This window comes from Streptomyces lucensis JCM 4490, from assembly GCF_014650035.1.
GTDB classification, from domain to species: Bacteria; Actinomycetota; Actinomycetes; order Streptomycetales; family Streptomycetaceae; genus Streptomyces; species Streptomyces lucensis.
Genome location: NZ_BMUE01000015.1, coordinates 24,715 through 40,356, shown reverse-complemented (window position 1 = coordinate 40,356; position 15,642 = coordinate 24,715). Strand labels below are relative to the sequence as shown.

Sequence of the window (15,642 nt, the reverse complement as noted above, 5' to 3'; positions counted from 1 at the left end):
TCCGTGTCCGAACGCATCGACCTCGCCGCACTGCCGAACGACTTCCTGTGGGGCACGGCCACCGCGGCCTACCAGATCGAGGGGGCCGTCGCGGAGGACGGCCGCACGCCCTCGATCTGGGACACCTTCTCCCACACGCCCGGGAAGATCGCCAACGGCGACAACGGCGACGTCGCCTGCGACCACTACCACCGCTGGCGCGAGGACATCGGCCTGATGCGGCAACTCGGCGTCAACGCGTACCGGTTGTCCGTCGCCTGGCCGCGTGTGGTGCCCGGCGGCACGGGCCCCGTGAACCCCCGGGGCCTCGCCTTCTACGACGAGTTGGTGGACGCGCTGCTGGAGGCGGACATCACCCCGGCCGTCACCCTCTACCACTGGGACCTGCCGCAGGTGCTCCAGGACCGCGGCGGCTGGCCCGAGCGGGACACCGCCCTCGCGTTCGCCGAGTACGCCTCCACCGTGGCGGCCCGTCTCGGCGACCGCGTGAAGCTCTGGGCGACCCTCAACGAGCCCTCCTGCTCGGCCTGGATCGGTCACCTGGAGGGCACGATGGCCCCCGGCTGGACCGACCTGACGGCCGCCGTCCGTGCCTCCTACCACCTGCTCCTCGGCCACGGCCTCGCCACCGAGGCGGTCCGCGCGGCGGCCCCCGACGCCCGGATCGGCATCGTCAACAACCTCTCCACCGTGCACGCGGCCACCGACCGGCCCGAGGACCTGGCGGCCGCCCGCCGCCACGACGGCCATGTCAACCGCTGGTGGCTGGACCCGGTCCACGGCCGTGGCTTCCCGGCGGACATGCTGGAGACCTACGGAGTCGAACTCCCGGTGCACGGCGGGGACCTGGAGACGATCGCGACCCCGCTGGACTGGCTCGGCCTGAACTACTACTTCCCGGCCCACGTCACCGACGACCCGAACGGCCCGGCGCCGTACGTCCGCTCGGTCCGCCGCGACGGAGTGCCGCGCACCGGCATGGACTGGGAGATCGACGCCGGCGGCATCGAGGCGCTGCTGCTGCGCCTCACCGAGGAGTACGGCGCACGCAGGATCTACGTCACCGAGAACGGCTCGGCCTTCCCGGACGTGGTGCGCCCCGACGGCACGGTGGACGACCCGGAGCGCCGGGAGTACCTGGAGCGGCACCTCGCCGCCTGCGCCTCGGCGGCCCGCAAGGGCGCCCCGCTCGCCGGCTACTTCGCCTGGTCGCTGCTGGACAACTTCGAGTGGGCGTACGGCTACGACAAGCGCTTCGGCCTGGTCCACGTCGACTACCGCACCCAGACCCGCACGATCAAGGGCAGTGGCCACCGGTACGCGGACATCGTCCGCGTCCACCGCGGCCAGACACGCCGGGCCGCCTGAGTCCGGCCCGGACCGCCGGTGGGCGCGGGTGCGGGAGCCCGCGCCCACCGGTCCGGCACGCGACCGGCCCGTTGTGTGCCCGGTGTGTGTCATGAGCACATCACACAGCTCAGCGATTCCCCACCCCCACTGAGGAGAGCCGCATGCCATCCCGTACCCCGCGCACCCTGCTCGCTGCCGCACTGACCACCGCGGCCCTGCTGACCTCCGGCCCGCTGTCGGCCGCCCCCGCCCACGCGGCCCCGGCCGCCGCCGGCTGGGACACCGACCGCGCGGCCGCCGCGTACGCCCTGAACCCGGCCGCGGTCACCGCCTCCGGCAGCGAGAACTCCGGCACCGCCCCCGGCCTCGCCTTCGACGGCGACGGAGCCACCCGCTGGTCCAGCAACTTCGCCGACGACGCCTGGATCCGCGTCGACCTGGGCTCCGTGCTCCGCATCGACCGCGTGGTCCTCGACTGGGAGGCCGCCTACGGCAGGCGCTACGTCCTGGAGGCGTCGAGGAACGGCACGGACTGGACCCCCTTCTACACGGAGACCGCCGGCACCGGAGGCTCCATCACGGCCCACACATACCCCCAGGAGGTCACCGGCCGCTACGTCCGCCTGCGCGGCCAGGAACGCGCCACGCCGTACGGCTACTCCCTGTGGAACCTCAAGGTCTACGGCGGAGAACCGGCCCCCGCGTCGACGACCCGCACCAACCTCGCCCTGAACCACCCCGCGTACTCCAACTACTACCAGCACGCCGGGAATTCACCGGCGTTCGTCACGGACGGCGGCTGGCCGGCCGACCTGAAGGCCGACACCACCCGCTGGTCGAGCGACTGGAACGCCGACCGCTGGGTGTCGGTGGACCTGGGCGCGCGGTCGACGATCGACACGGTGGACCTGTACTGGGAGTCCGCGTACGCGGTCGACTACCTCCTCCAGGTCTCGGACGACAACCGCACCTGGCGCACGGTCCACGAACCGTCGGCAGCGGACATCGCGGCCCGCCGCGCCGACGTCAAGTCACCGTCCGACGCGGCAGGCCTGCACGACACGGTCAAGCTGCCCACGCCCGCGACCGGCCGCTACGTCCGCATGCTCGGCAAGGAACGCCGCTCCTTCTACAACCCGGCCCCCGCGACCGCCCAGTTCGGCTACTCCCTGTACGAGTTCCAGGTCTGGGGCACGGGCGGCTCCGCCTCCGCCGCCTACCCGGCCCTGCCGGCCGACCAGCAGGGCGCCTACCGCACCACGTTCTTCGACGACTTCACCGGGGCGGCCCTCGACCGCTCCAAATGGCGGGTCGTCCGCACGGGCACCGAAATGGGCCCGGTCAACGGCGAGTCCCAGGCCTACGTCGACTCCCCGGACAACATCCGCACCCAGAACGGCAGCCTGGTCCTGAAGGCGAAGTACTGCAAGGGGTGCACGAAGGCGGGCGGCGGCACCTACGACTTCACGTCGGGCCGCATCGACACCAACACCCACTTCGACTTCACGTACGGCAAGGTCAGCGCCCGCATGAAGCTGCCGGTGGGCGACGGCTTCTGGCCCGCCTTCTGGCTGCTGGGCAGCGACGTCGACGACCCGTCCGTCTCCTGGCCGGCCTCCGGCGAGACCGACATCATGGAGAACATCGGCTACGGCGACTGGACCAGCTCGGCCCTCCACGGCCCCGGCTACTCGGCGGACGGCAACATCGGCGCCCGCCAGACGTACCCCAACGGCGGCACCGCGGACCAGTGGCACACGTACGCGGTCGAGTGGACCCCGACGGCCATGCGCTTCTACGTCGACGACCGCCCGGTCCAGGAGACGACCCGCAACAAGCTGGAATCGACGCGGGGCCAGTGGGTCTACGACCACGACCAGTACGTCATCCTGAACCTCGCCCTGGGCGGCGCCTACCCGGCCGGCTGGAACAAGGTGACCAGCCCCTACTGGGGGCTCCCGCAGTCCAGCGTGGACAGGATCGCGGGCGGGGGAGTGCAGGCCGAGGTGGACTGGGTGCGCGTGGAACAGAAGGGCTGACCGGGACGCCCCGGGCGGCGGGCGGGGCGGCTCACGAGACGCCGCCCCGCCCGTGGCCCGCCCCGGGACCGCCCACGCGCCGCTGATGCCGCTGCCCTCCACTGCCGACGGCCGTCGCGGGGCGACGGGTCATCCGGCCGTACACCACCGCCGCGATGAGGGACAGGCCCGTGACGACGCCCGGAGCGGCGGCGGCCGCCCAGAACCCGCCGCTCGTCCACCCGGCGACGACGTACGAAGCCGCGAGGACCACCGAGACGACCACCCCCGCGCCCACCACCGCGGCGACGGCGTGCCGGGCGGGGCCCGGAGCGGCCGGGCTGGGCGCATGGCCGAGCCGCGCCCAGCCGCGCGCGGTCTCCCGCACCTCCCGCCGGCGCCTCACGGCGGCGTCCAGACGCAGTACGGCCGTGGCGGCCGCACCCACCACGGCCGCCGCACCGGGCACCCGCCACCCTTCGGCCGCGAGCAGCAGCACGGCCAGGGAGCCGACACCGGCCCAGCCGGTCAGGCAGGCCGCCGCCGCGACGCGCCGCGACTCGGGCCGGTCGGCGCCGGCCCGCAGGTCGGCGAGGGCGGGCAGGTACCAGACGCTCCCGGCGGCGGTCAGGGCCGCGGCTCCCAGCGCGGCGACGGCGTGCGGCACGGCCTACCTCACCGCTTCCGGACCGGCGGAACCCGCGGCCGCCACGGCCGCGCCCGTCTCGTGTTCGAGCGCGGCGATCTCGGGGTGGTGCAGGTCGAACGCGGGAGATTCGCTGCGGATCCGCGGCAGGGCTACGAAGTTGTGCCGCGGCGGCGGGCAGGAGGTCGCCCACTCCAGCGAACGGCCGTAGCCCCACGGGTCGTCCACGCCGACCGGCTCGCCGTACCTGGCCGTCTTCCAGACGTTGTAGAAGAACGGCAGCAGCGACAGGCCGAGCAGGAACGAGCCGATGGTCGAGACCGTGTTCAGCGCGGTGAAGCCGTCGGCCGCCAGGTAGTCCGCGTACCGGCGCGGCATGCCCTCGGCACCCAGCCAGTGCTGCACCAGGAACGTCAGGTGGAAGCCGGCGGTGAGGGTCCAGAAAGTGATCTTCCCCAGCCGCTCGTCGAGCATCCTGCCGGTGAACTTGGGCCACCAGAAGTGGAATCCGGCGAACATCGCGTACACGACCGTGCCGAACACCGTGTAGTGGAAGTGCGCCACCACGAAGTACGAGTCCGAGAGGTGGAAGTCCATCGGCGGTGAGGCCAGGATGACGCCGGTCAGCCCACCGAAGAGGAAGGTGATGAGGAAGCCCACCGTCCACAGCATCGGCGTCTCGAAGGACAGCGAGCCCTTCCACATCGTGCCGATCCAGTTGAAGAACTTCACCCCGGTCGGCACGGCGATCAGGAACGTCATGAAGGAGAAGAACGGCAGCAGCACGCCGCCGGTGACGTACATGTGGTGGGCCCACACGGTCACCGACAGACCGGCGATGGCGATGGTCGCACCGATCAGACCCGCGTAGCCGAACATCGGCTTGCGCGCGAACACGGGGATCACCTCGGAGACGATCCCGAAGAACGGCAACGCCAGGATGTACACCTCGGGGTGACCGAAGAACCAGAACAGGTGCTGCCACAGCAGCGCGCCGCCGTTGGCGGAGTCGAAGACGTGACTGCCGAACTTGCGGTCCATCTCCAGCGCGAACAGCGCCGCCGCCAGCACGGGGAAGACGATCAGGACCAGGAGTGCGGTCAGCAGCACGTTCCAGGTGAAGATCGGCATGCGGAACATGGTCATGCCGGGCGCGCGCATGCAGATGATCGTGGTGATGAAGTTGACGGCGCCCAGGATGCTGCCGAAGCCGGACAGGGCCACGCCCATGATCCACAGGTCGGCGCCGAGCCCGGGCGAATGCACGGCGTCCGACAGCGGCGCGTACAGGAACCACCCGAAGTCGGCGGCCCCGCCCGGGGTGAGGAACCCGAACGCGGCGATCGACGAGCCGAACAGGAACAGCCAGTAGGCGAGCATGTTCAGCCGGGGGAAGGCCACGTCGGGGGCGCCGATCTGCAGCGGCATGATCCAGTTCGCGAAGCCGGTGAACAGCGGCATCGCGAACATCAGCAGCATGATCGAGCCGTGCATGGTGAACGCCTGGTTGAACTGCTCGTTCGACATGATCTGCAGCCCGGGCCGGGCGAGCTCGGCCCGCATCAGCAGCGCCATCACGCCGCCGACGATGAAGAAGACGAAGGCGGTGACGAGATAGAGCGTCCCGATCCTCTTGTGGTCCGTGGTGGTCGCCCACTCCACCCACACCGGCCGCGCGACCCGGCGCGCCGGCCCGGCCACCGCCTCGTCACCGGCGTCCTCGACCCCGCTGTCCGGCCCGCCCGGCCCCCCTGCCGATCCCTGTTGTATCCGCACCTCGTCCACCGGACGGTGCCCTCCCGATCCACTCGTACAACGACTCGTCGACTCATCGACACGACGACGAGCCCGGAAGCGCGCAGGCTGCAACAAGGACCCGGCCCCTCCCGGCCGCCGCCCCAAGATCACCGCATGGGGAGGGGGTGCCCATAGGGCCGAACGGTCCCGGCTCGGCGCCGCTGACAGGGCCTGTCAGCCCGGGACCTTTTCCGATCGCGTCACACGCGCCGAGGCCTGACGGTCACGCGCTCGACGACTGGTGGCCTTCGCCACTATTGCCCCATTTGGACAGCCCGAATGCGTATAAAGGATGGGAAGGGACGGTTGTGTTCCCAAGGCAACCATCTGAGGCCATGCACGAACCAAGGGCAGGGAGAAGCGTTTGATCACGGCACGCAAACGACACACCAGGATGGTGGCCGCGGCCGGCGTACTCGGCGGCGTGCTCGCGGTCACGGCCCTCGGCGGCACGAGCGACGCCGCCACGGGTGGCAGCGGCGCCGCAGGTCAGACGCCTGCTCCGGCGGATCGGCCGTCAGCCGCTCAGACCGCCGATGCCGCCAAGGCCACCCAGGGCGCCGAGGATGTTTCCGACGCCCACGTGAAGATCACGCCCGGGTGGGGCGCCCACGACGTCGGGACACACGACCCCGTCAGGGTCACCGTCAGTAACGGTAAGCTCACCAAGGTCACCATGACCGCCGTCGCGACCGGCGCCGAGATTCCGGGCACCCGGTCCGCGGACGGCACCTCGTGGAAGCCGGACAGCCCGCTCAAGCGGGCCACCAGGTACCAGATCGCCGCAGAGGCCCACGACGCCAAGGGCCGCGCCGCCCACGAGAACGCCACGATCACCACGGTCTCCCCGGCCAACGACTTCATCGGGCACGTCTCTCCCCAGGACGGCTCCACCGTCGGCGTGGGCATGCCGGTGACGGTCACCTTCGACAAGGCGATCACCGACAAGGCCGCCGTCCAGTCGCAGATCCAGGTCAGCTCCAGCAGCGGCCAGCGGGTCGTCGGCCACTGGCTCAACGACGGCCGCCTGGACTTCCGCCCCGAGACCTACTGGAAGCCCGGTTCCACCGTCACCGTCGGGCTGAACGCCGGCGGTGTCCAGAAGACGGTCACCTTCAAGGTCGGCCGGAGCCAGATCAGCACGGTCGACGCCAAGACGAAGCGGATGACCGTCGTGCGGAACGGCAAGACGATCAAGACCATCCCGATCTCGTCCGGCAGCCCCGAGCACCCGACGTACAACGGCCGGATGGTCATCTCCGAGAAGTTCCGGCACATCCGCATGAGCGCCGCGAGCGTCAACCTCACGGAGAAGGACGGCAAGCCCTCGTACGACATCGCCGCCGTACCGCACGCCATGCGCCTGTCCGACTCGGGCACGTTCATCCACGGCAACTACTGGGGCGCCGACCGCATCTTCGGCAAGGTCAACACGAGCCACGGCTGCGTGGGCCTCAAGGACGTCAGGGGCGGCGGCGACGCCAAGCAGCCCGCCGCGTGGTTCTTCGACCACTCGATGATCGGTGACGTCGTGATCGTCAAGAACTCCGACGACAAGACCACGCTGGCCCCGGACAACGGCCTCAGCGACTGGAACATGCCGTGGAGCGAGTGGGTCGCGGGCAGCACGACGAACTGACGCCGGGCCGCGTCCCAGGCACCTGGACGTGCGTTTCCTCCGCCGGGCGGCGGCCGACACCATGTCGGCCGCCGCCCGGCGCGTCGGGGCGTGGAGCAGCGTCCCCGCCGCGACAGTCACCATGTCTTTCTTTGGGCAGACTTCTCAGGGGGATAAGACGTCAAGAGGGGCCGCGAGTCTTGATCGCTACTGAGGCCGCTGATTGGCTGGCCGCCATGAATGATCTCGGACCCGTTGCGTGGCCGCCTGCACCGATCAGGACCGATAGGCTCGTGCTGCGTGAGCCCGAGGCCGGGGACCGTGCGGCGTTCATCGAGCTGCACGCGTCGCCGGAGGTGAACACCTACCTCGGCGGTCCCCGTCCGCGTGACGAGCTCGAGGGCGAGATGCCCGAGGTGCCCGGGCGTCGGACCGGGAGTTTCGTTGTCGATCTCGACGGGACGATGATCGGCCAGATTCTGCTCAGGAGAGTAACGGAGCACGTTTGCCCCTCGGCCGTGGGGAAGATCGATCTCGGCTACCTGTTCCTGCCGCGGGCGTGGGGATTCGGATATGCCGCCGAAGCGTGCGCGGCAGCACTGGACTGGCTCGAAGGCGCCCTTCCGGGTGAGCCGGTGGTGCTCGCCACCCAGACCGTCAACGCCCGCTCGATGCGCCTCGCGGCAAAGCTGGGATTCACCGAAGCAGAGCGGTTCCGGGCCTGGGACGCTGATCAGTGGCTCGGCCTGCGGGCCCCGGGCACGCCCCCCAGATGAGTTCGCGCTTCGGCAGTGTGGATCTTCGCAACGCCGTTGTTCTCGTCGCCGAAATGTGGGTTTGCGGGTCATGCAGGCGCTGGAAGGAGTGGCGCGGAGGCGCGCTGTCTGTTGAACGGCTGCCAGGTCCGGAGACGGTGGTGGAGCTGTCCGAGGAGGCGGTTGAGCAGGTGGCCCTGGGCAGCGGTGTGCCAGTCGTCGTGCTCGCGTCCGGCGGCGCGCAGGTGGGCGAGGGTGAGCTTCGCGGCCTTCGCAGGGGTCGGGCGGGAGCCGTCGAACGCTCCGAGGCTCTCTCGGCGTGAGCGGCCTCGGCCGATCCGCAGAAGCCGGGAGGATCTCAGGCACTCGCGCGCCGTATGTGCAGGTGGCCCTCGCGGGGGAAGGAGGGCGGTGCCGCGGGCAGGACGGTGTCGAAGTCGTAGCGGCTCTTCTGCGCAACCCGGCACGATGCCAGGTTGTCCACCTGGTGCAGGAGTTCGAGACGCTCCAGCCCGTCGCCTTCGAAGGTGTCGAAGGCCCAACGAGTGAGTGCCTCCAAAGCACGGGAGGCCACTCCCCGCCCGCGAGCCTGCGCCGCGGTCCAGTAGCCCACTTCGGCCGCCGGTTTGCCGGAGGTGACTTCCTTGAGGACCACGTTGCCCACCAACTGTTCGCGAAGTGAACCGGGTTGTGCCTCAAGGACGGCGAAGCCGAATCGGTCCCCCGCTGCCCAGCCCTGCTGCTGAGCCTGTACCCAGCGTGTCCCGTCGGCGTCGTTGTCCACGACAGAGCTCGCCCACTGGCGCAGTGCCCGATCCCGGCTCACCTCGACCAGTGCGGCAACGTCCTCCATGCGCCAGGGGCGAAGAACGAGAGCGGGGGAGGCCGGCGACGCGGCCACCTGAAGCACGACCGGGGCAATCATCAACCGATCATATGCGGCGGCGTCTTCCCCCGACGCCAGCCGCGTCCGCCTCATGCCGCTTTGCGACCGCCCCGTCATCGCTGTGTCCGGATGCGCAGAGCCCGGACGGACCAATCGAACACTGGAGTCAGACTCTCCGGGGCCGGCCAGCCGTTGACCACTGCGAGCAGCTGGAGGTATCGCTCCCTGCGTGGGTCGTTCACGCTCTCCAGCCGAGTCGCCAGCCGGCGGCGAAGCTCGACGTCGTCGGGGCGGCCGAGGAGGTGCGCGTAGTGCGCAGTGAAGGCCGCGACGATCGGATCGGCCTGGGGCGAGGCCGGATCGATGCCGGCGGTCAGGGCCGGGCCGGCCTGGTCACGGACGGCTGCGGCGATGTCGCGGCGCGGGCCCATCATGTCGCTCTGGGTCAGCTCGGCCGCCTGGTCCTCGGCCATCCGCCGCACGGCGGCGCGGAAACCCGGGTCCAGGGACATTTCGGCCAGCTCCACCCACGCCTGGACCTGCTCCGCCTCTGGGTCGTAGGGCAACTCGGGGGTCATCGAGCGCATGACCCCCGCGAATGCGGGGGCGGCGTCAAGACCGCCGAAGACGGCATCGAGGAAATCGCCGATCAGATGTCTGCGTTCGTCCTCGGAAAGCTGGGCCAGCCGGTGCATGAGTTCTGTCTCCTCGGGTGTGGACCCGCGCTCGGCCACCGTCGTCAGCACCGCGCGCCGCAGGCGCAGGACGCGGATCTGCACTGCCAGTGCTTCGGCGTGCGCTGCGGCGACCTCGGGAAGCGAGAGCTCGCGGTCCACGACCTTGCGGATCGTGGGGAGATCCAGTCCCAGCTCGCGCAGGGTCCGCACGAGGTCCAGGCGTGCGACGGCTTCGATGCCGTAGAGGCGGTAGCCGGCCGGGCTGCGGTCCGTCGGCGCCACGATTCCGCGATCGGAGTAGAACCGAATGGTCTTGACCGTGAGACCGGTCCGTCGGGCAAGTTCGCCGATCGAGTAGAGCGTGTCGCCGTCCATGTCCCCACCTTTGTGTCTCCCCCTACTGGAGACTCAAGTCCCTTCGCCTGCCGGCAGGCAACCCCCTCTCATCCACAAGTCTTGACAATTCCTTGTACATCGGCGTACTGCCCCGGGAGGACACCGCGCTCGTGCCGCGCGATCTCGATCCGCACAGCGGTATGACGGAGCAGGCGGCGCGGGTCGCGGACCGGCTCGGGCGGCTGCCCCTCGCCCTCACGCTGGCGGGCGGCTTCCTCTCCCGCCAGATCATCGACCGTGGTTCGCGCTGTGGTGCTGATGACCGACGTTGTCGAGCGGCGGCAACGCGGCCTGGGCCCCGAACACCTCTTCACGGTCACGAGCCGGCACCTGCCGGACGCCTACCGGACAGGGCGATGGCGGCCGTAGTGCAGACACTTCGCGATGGGCGTCGGCATCCACACCGGCCTTCACCCGGTGATCGCTCGTCAACGCCCCTGTGCGCGCAGGCTTATCGGGGTCCGCACCCGTGCTCGGTCCAGGACCGAGTGGTCGACGGCGGGCCGAGGCCTGGGCGTGGCCGCGGTCAGAGTGATCACACCGCGGTCGCTCAGCGCGGTCTGCCATTCGCCCGGACGCGGCCGGGTACCCCGCTCACCGGCGGCCTGCGAGAAGAGCCGGCGGACCGAGGCCTCCTGCCGGTCGTTCAGACAGCCGACGACGAGCTTCAGCTCGTTGCCCGGTGCGACGTACGGATCCTGGGTGAGGACACGTCCCGCCACGAGGGACGTTTTGTACGCATCCGTGTCCACCGACGCCTCGGTCGACGGCACCAGCGGATCGTTCCAGTCGGGGGTGCCCGCCTGGGCCTGCACGGCCGCGCGTCCTACCCGGCGGAAGCCGTCGCAGTCCAGGAAGTGGACGGCGACCCCCGGAGTGAGCGACCACAGGACGTCGGCCTGCGATATGTCACCGATCACGAGTCCGGCGCTGTGGAACCACGAGGGTGCGGCCGACTTCCGCGCCCTCGGCGGCGTAGTCACCGTCAGCGCACCGAACGGAACGTGGCGCATCCATCTTGACGACTCCCCGGCAGGCGCCACCGCGTGCGCGATCGCGCTGCTGGCCTCGGGGCGGGACACCCTCGACCTGCGGCGCGAGGTCCGCTGGTTCACCGCGAAGCCGTGGCTTTCGAGCCAGGAACTCATCGACCGGAAGTACGGCTTCGGCTTCGACTGGGTGCCGGGCAGCAAACCGCGGTTGTGAGTCGCCCTGTCGTTTCGCCCGGGCGCCCAACTCCCGTTGCACCGCCGGGCCGACGACTCCGAAGCCATCCGCCAGCACCGACACCCAGCCACGGAAAGGCCGTTGCCGCGCCGCGCTGCGTGGCCGTCGGGGTCTGGAAGGCTACGCTGCCCATGACCAAGACCGGCTGGGAATTCTGGGGGACGACGACATGACGGATGCGACCTTGGGGCGATGGATCGTCGGATGCGCCGTGGCGGCATCGGTGTTACTCCTCGCGTCGTGCACGTCGGATGCCGGGGACGGAAAGCCTGCCAGGACGCCCTCGAAGCCCGCCGCGAGTTCTTCCCGCGCAGCGGACGGTTCCACGGACAAGGGGCTGACGGGACGGGCCCAGGCCGCCCTCGCCGCCGTTCAGAGCGGGCGGATGGTCGAGTCCGGCGTGGAACGTCTGGCCGACGGCATCCATACCGAACCCGGTCTGCAAGCGGGCAAGAGCTATGAGCTGAAGCTGGTCTGCGCCGGCCACGGCACGGCGCGGTTGCGTTTCAGGCCGACGGGTGACCGCGCCTCGGCCGAGGTGCCGTGTGATCAGTCCGTGGTGGCGGAGCGGATCAGTGGAGACAAGCGGACCCACATCGACGTCGATGCCGTTCAGGGAGCCACGGGCGTGGTCGCCTGGGAGGTCGACTCCGTTTAGTTCAGGCGCCTGAAAGCCTGCTTCGCCGTCCTCACGGCTCGTCCGGGTAGTGGGGATGATCTTCACTGAGTAGTGTGAATCGCCGGACAGGGGGAGCCGTTCGCGCGCTGCCCCGTGACTTCGCGCTCGACCGCTGACGCTTGCCATGCCCGAAGACTCCCTGCGGCTGGACGGTGCGCCGCATGGCGACGTCTCGTTCCCCGGCCGCGAGATGGTTCGCGGCGGCGGGAAGGGCGACGCGCGTACCGCCGACGTCGCAGAAGGTCACGTCCGTACGCTCACCACCAGCCACCTGAAGTGGCTGGTGGACCCGGCACCGGCGGCCAGGGCGCTCGCGGAGACCGCCGCGCTCCTGCCTGCCGGATCCTGATCGCATCTCCCGGGCGCCGTAGGCGGCACACGGCCCGAGACGCGTCCCCGCGCGGCCCGCGACTGCTGTCGCAGGACCTCGCGGGGACGCGTGGTGCCGAGCCGGGTCGTCAGCTGGCGTCGCCGGTGCCGACGCAGACCTTCCAGTGGCCGTCCACGTCGCGGGTGAGCGGGAGGTCCTTGGTCATGCTGTGCTTCCCGTCCTCGTCCCGGGCGTCGATCTTCACGGTGACGGTGGCCTTGTCGTCCTTGATCTTCTCGTTGGAGACGTCGAACTCCAGGAAGTCCGGGACGTCTTCGCTGAGTTCCTTCCACGAGTCCTCGTCCTCGATGTCCGCGTGCATCGAGGCGCAGGTCGAGTCGAGCAGTTCGTCGCGGTCGAGCTTGGCGAGTCCGTGCACGTAGTGGCGGGCGACGTCACTGGGGCCGGGTTCGTCGGAGCCGCAGCCGGTGGCTAGGAGTGCCAGCAGGCCGGCTGTGTAGACGACGGGCAGGCCGGCACGGGCACGGCGGAGGGTTCTTGAAGAGGGCATGGCTGTCCTTGTGGTGGTACGAGGGTGGAGGTGAATCGGGTGGTGGTGGCCCGCCGGCGACCCGGCGGGCCACCGGGTCAGTAGCCCGATTCGTCGAAGCTGACGGTCGGCGTCCCGCCGGAGAAGTCGACGGTGCCCGAGAAGGTGGAGGAGACCGTGTCCTTCATGGGGCCGTCGGATTCCGAGTCGTCCGTGTAGCTGTACTTGACCTTGGCCCAGAAGGAGCCGTCGACGGTGATGTCGCCGGTCTCGTCGTCCACCTGGACGTCGACCTCCGGCTCCACGCTGATGGACCATTTGACGTCCGTCACCGGGGACCAGCTGTAGTCGGAGTAGCTCACGGGGCAGTCCGCGGGGGTCAGGTCCGTCGCCTCGGACACGCACGACGTCAGGGCATCCAGCGTGGCCTGCCGCACGGCCTTCTCGCCGGCGCTGGTGAGCGTGACCGTGATGTTCGCCGAAGCCGCCGATCCCGACCCGGGCCCCACCGTGAGGAGCGAGTCGCCGCCCACCTCCAGAAGGGAGGAGTCCGCCGCCCCGCTGGTGGTCACCGCGCCCGGGAAGACGGCGAGTTCCCCGGTCGTCCCGTCGGTGGCCGTGACCTCCTCGCCGTTCACCTTCACGCCCGACAGCGAGGAGGGCGCCGTGACCTCGATGTGCGCCAGGCCGTCCGAGACCTTCCACTGCGGCCACAGTCCGAAGTGCTTGTGCTCGTCGTCCGCGACCATGACCAGGTGCGCCGTCTGCGCGTGGCCGCCGACCCTGTAGCTGACGGACACGAGGGCGTGGTCGTCTTCGGTGACGACGTCCTCGACCTTCACGTCGCCCAGCGGTGCCGCCTTCAACTGGGCGCCGAGAGCGGCGTCGCTCAGCAGGGGGCCGGCGTGCGGTGCGTCCGTGAGGTGTGACAGGGCAGCGGCCGCGTTCCCCTCGGAGACGGCGTCGAGGTAGTCCTCGGCGGCGTTCTGCGGGCCGTAGACCTTCTCGGCTATGAGCCTGTCCGCCGCGTAGCCTCCGCCGCCGAGCAGTACGACGACTCCGAGCGCCGTCGTGACCGCCCGGGTGCGGCGGCGGCTGACGGACAGCGGAGGGCTCGCCAGCGGCTCCGTCAGGGACGGGAGGAGGTGTGCGGGGACCGGACGTCCGGAGCGGTCCAGGGAGTCGGCGAGGAGCGCCGCCCACTGCGGGTGCACCGCCTGGCCCGGCAGGCGGGTCAGCCAGGCCGCCACCCTGGGGTAGGTGCCGGCCAGCGGCCTGGCCAGGAACCGTACGGCCAGGGCCATCAGCGCACCCCAGGCGAGGGCGACGAGGAGCGAACCGGGCTCGAGCAGGCCGAAGGACATGTCGATGTGGACGTCGCCGGACGCGGGGAACAGCATCTGCAGGCGCAGGCCGCCCGACGAACTCACGCTGACGGTCGTCAGCCATGCCAGCACCGCCCACACCGCCGCCATGACGACGCCGATCCGCAGCGCCTTCCACGACCGCTCCCGCGGATCGCCGCCGAACGCGTGGCGCACGGCGAACACGGCGAACACCAGGACGGTGACCAGCAGGAGGAGGTAGGAGGCGGCGGGGATGCCGCCGTGCAGCATTCCGGCTTCCTCGGTCGCGTGCAGGGCGGGCGAGCCGGAACTCGCGTAAGCCGGCCGCCCGGACGCGCTTCCGTCGGCCGAGGTTCCGAGCGTCGCGCCCATCATCCCCCCGCCGAGCAGGATGGCCACGTTGGGCGCGTCGAGCAGTGCGATGGCCAGTGACGTGCCGAGGCCCAGGTCGCCGGTGTCGCCGACGACGACGTAGACGAGCGAGGCGACGAACGCCGCGGCGAGCAGGGCTGCCGTGGCGGACACGGCGGTCGACGCCGCGGCCCACCAGTCCGCCCAGCCCGCGGAGGCGTTCCGCACGGCCTGCTTCAGCCGGGGACGGTTCCGGGCGGCGCAGTCGGCCAGGAAGACGAGCACGAACGCGTAGACCAGCATGGGCCAGACGTCGACACCCAGGTCGAGGGAGACCGGCACGTCGTCCGCGTCCGGGTCCAGGCCGTAGCCGCCGTGCGCGTGCGCCACGGCGACGAGCAGGGTCGTCGCGGCCGTGTAGACCAGGGCCGCCGTCGCCGACCGGCCCACGGTCCGGGCCGCGCCGGCCGCCGGTGAGAGAGCCTCACGGCGGCGCGCGAACCACCACACCGCGAGCAGCGCGGTGCAGGTCAGCAGGAGAGGCTGGAACGTGAGCGCGAGGTCGCCCGATCCGCTGGCATCGCCGCCGTCACCGTAGAAGCCGGAGTCGGTCGAGTCGGATTCGGCGGACGCCACCGCCGAGAGGGCCAGGGTTCCGCGCAGGCCGAGTCCGGTGAACTGGGCGGCGCTGGTGAGCCAGTCGACCGGATCACCGTGGGACCCGCTCGGGAGGAAGCAGATGCCCACGATCACCAGCACCAGGACCAGGGCGAACTGGGAACCGAGCGCGGCCAGCGTGTCGAGGGCGACGGCCTTCGCGGACGGCAGGTCGGGCTGGGCCGCGCGCAACCAGGCCGCTGCCCGTCCCGAGCCCGCGCCCGGAGCCGGTGCCTGACGCGGCGGGGCGAAGGGGGGCGGGCCGGGGGGAGCGGCGGGCGGCGCCTCGGCTGTGGCAATGGCCGTGAGCGGAGGGGCCGGAGGGGCGGGCGGAAGCGGCGGTGCCGACGGCGGCGGGGCGGCGGTGCCGGTGGAAGTG

14 protein-coding genes and 1 pseudogene are annotated in these 15,642 nt (G+C 70.8%); 7 read left to right on the top strand and 8 right to left on the bottom strand.

From position 1 onward, the window contains the following. The first annotated feature begins 3 nt into the window (after positions 1–3). Together IE177_RS27835 and IE177_RS27830 are read left to right on the top strand one after the other, a co-directional pair. The gene (locus IE177_RS27835; RefSeq protein WP_190018202.1) at positions 4–1,368 is read left to right on the top strand and encodes a GH1 family beta-glucosidase; all 1,365 of its coding nucleotides are present in this window, start codon (positions 4–6) and stop codon (positions 1,366–1,368) included. 143 nt (positions 1,369–1,511) lie between these two features. Further along, on the top strand, positions 1,512–3,389 hold the full coding sequence (locus IE177_RS27830; RefSeq protein WP_190018201.1) for a discoidin domain-containing protein: 1,878 nt from the start codon (positions 1,512–1,514) through the stop codon (positions 3,387–3,389). 31 nt (positions 3,390–3,420) lie between these two features. On the opposite strand, the gene IE177_RS27825 is transcribed toward IE177_RS27830, so the two are convergent. Together IE177_RS27825 and ctaD are read right to left on the bottom strand one after the other, a co-directional pair. Further along, positions 3,421–4,035, bottom strand: coding sequence for a hypothetical protein (locus tag IE177_RS27825; protein WP_190018200.1), 615 nt, complete (start codon positions 4,033–4,035; stop codon positions 3,421–3,423). A 3-nt stretch (positions 4,036–4,038) separates the two neighbouring features. Next, the gene (gene ctaD, locus IE177_RS27820) at positions 4,039–5,715 is read right to left on the bottom strand and encodes an aa3-type cytochrome oxidase subunit I (protein WP_444545627.1); all 1,677 of its coding nucleotides are present in this window, start codon (positions 5,713–5,715) and stop codon (positions 4,039–4,041) included. A gap of 490 nt (positions 5,716–6,205) precedes the next feature. Between ctaD and IE177_RS27815 the strand changes: the two genes are divergently transcribed. Together IE177_RS27815 and IE177_RS27810 are read left to right on the top strand one after the other, a co-directional pair. After that, positions 6,206–7,450 carry a L,D-transpeptidase gene (locus IE177_RS27815; RefSeq protein ID WP_190018303.1) on the top strand — a complete coding sequence of 415 codons (1,245 nt, stop codon included), beginning with the start codon at positions 6,206–6,208 and terminating at the stop codon, positions 7,448–7,450. A gap of 215 nt (positions 7,451–7,665) precedes the next feature. Further along, positions 7,666–8,205 (top strand): GNAT family N-acetyltransferase, encoded by a 540-nt coding sequence (locus IE177_RS27810; RefSeq protein ID WP_190018302.1) that lies wholly within the window; start codon positions 7,666–7,668, stop codon positions 8,203–8,205. Positions 8,206–8,273: 68 nt separating this feature from the next. Here the strand turns inward: IE177_RS27810 and IE177_RS27805 are convergent. The 4 genes and pseudogenes from IE177_RS27805 to IE177_RS27790 all read right to left on the bottom strand — a co-directional run. Then, positions 8,274–8,435, bottom strand: a pseudogene (locus IE177_RS27805) (IS110 family transposase); the annotation flags it as partial. 107 nt (positions 8,436–8,542) lie between these two features. Beyond that, positions 8,543–9,109: a GNAT family N-acetyltransferase gene (locus IE177_RS27800; protein ID WP_190018198.1), complete on the bottom strand. Its 567-nt coding sequence runs from the start codon at positions 9,107–9,109 to the stop codon at positions 8,543–8,545. A 74-nt stretch (positions 9,110–9,183) separates the two neighbouring features. Continuing rightward, a complete protein-coding gene (locus tag IE177_RS27795) occupies positions 9,184–10,122 on the bottom strand; it encodes a MerR family transcriptional regulator (protein ID WP_190018197.1) in 939 nt (312 codons plus the stop codon). Between the two features lie 449 nt (positions 10,123–10,571). Continuing rightward, positions 10,572–11,063, bottom strand: coding sequence for a hypothetical protein (locus IE177_RS27790; protein WP_229816320.1), 492 nt, complete (start codon positions 11,061–11,063; stop codon positions 10,572–10,574). Between IE177_RS27790 and IE177_RS27785 the strand changes: the two genes are divergently transcribed. The 3 genes from IE177_RS27785 (at position 11,050) to IE177_RS35865 (ending at position 12,398) form a co-directional block, all read left to right on the top strand. Next, positions 11,050–11,349: a hypothetical protein gene (locus tag IE177_RS27785; protein WP_229816319.1), complete on the top strand. Its 300-nt coding sequence runs from the start codon at positions 11,050–11,052 to the stop codon at positions 11,347–11,349. The two genes, IE177_RS27790 and IE177_RS27785, sit on opposite strands and share 14 nt — an antisense overlap. Before the next feature lie 190 nt (positions 11,350–11,539). Beyond that, positions 11,540–12,028, top strand: coding sequence for a DUF6023 family protein (locus IE177_RS35270; RefSeq protein WP_229816307.1), 489 nt, complete (start codon positions 11,540–11,542; stop codon positions 12,026–12,028). 145 nt (positions 12,029–12,173) lie between these two features. Continuing rightward, positions 12,174–12,398, top strand: a complete 225-nt coding sequence (locus tag IE177_RS35865; protein WP_373305193.1) for a hypothetical protein — start codon at positions 12,174–12,176, stop codon at positions 12,396–12,398. A 109-nt stretch (positions 12,399–12,507) separates the two neighbouring features. Here the strand turns inward: IE177_RS35865 and IE177_RS27770 are convergent, their stop codons facing one another. Next, positions 12,508–12,930: an Rv0361 family membrane protein gene (locus IE177_RS27770; protein WP_190018196.1), complete on the bottom strand. Its 423-nt coding sequence runs from the start codon at positions 12,928–12,930 to the stop codon at positions 12,508–12,510. Between the two features lie 77 nt (positions 12,931–13,007). Further along, positions 13,008–15,455 carry a hypothetical protein gene (locus IE177_RS27765; RefSeq protein WP_190018195.1) on the bottom strand — a complete coding sequence of 816 codons (2,448 nt, stop codon included), beginning with the start codon at positions 15,453–15,455 and terminating at the stop codon, positions 13,008–13,010. Positions 15,456–15,642: the final 187 nt, after the last annotated feature.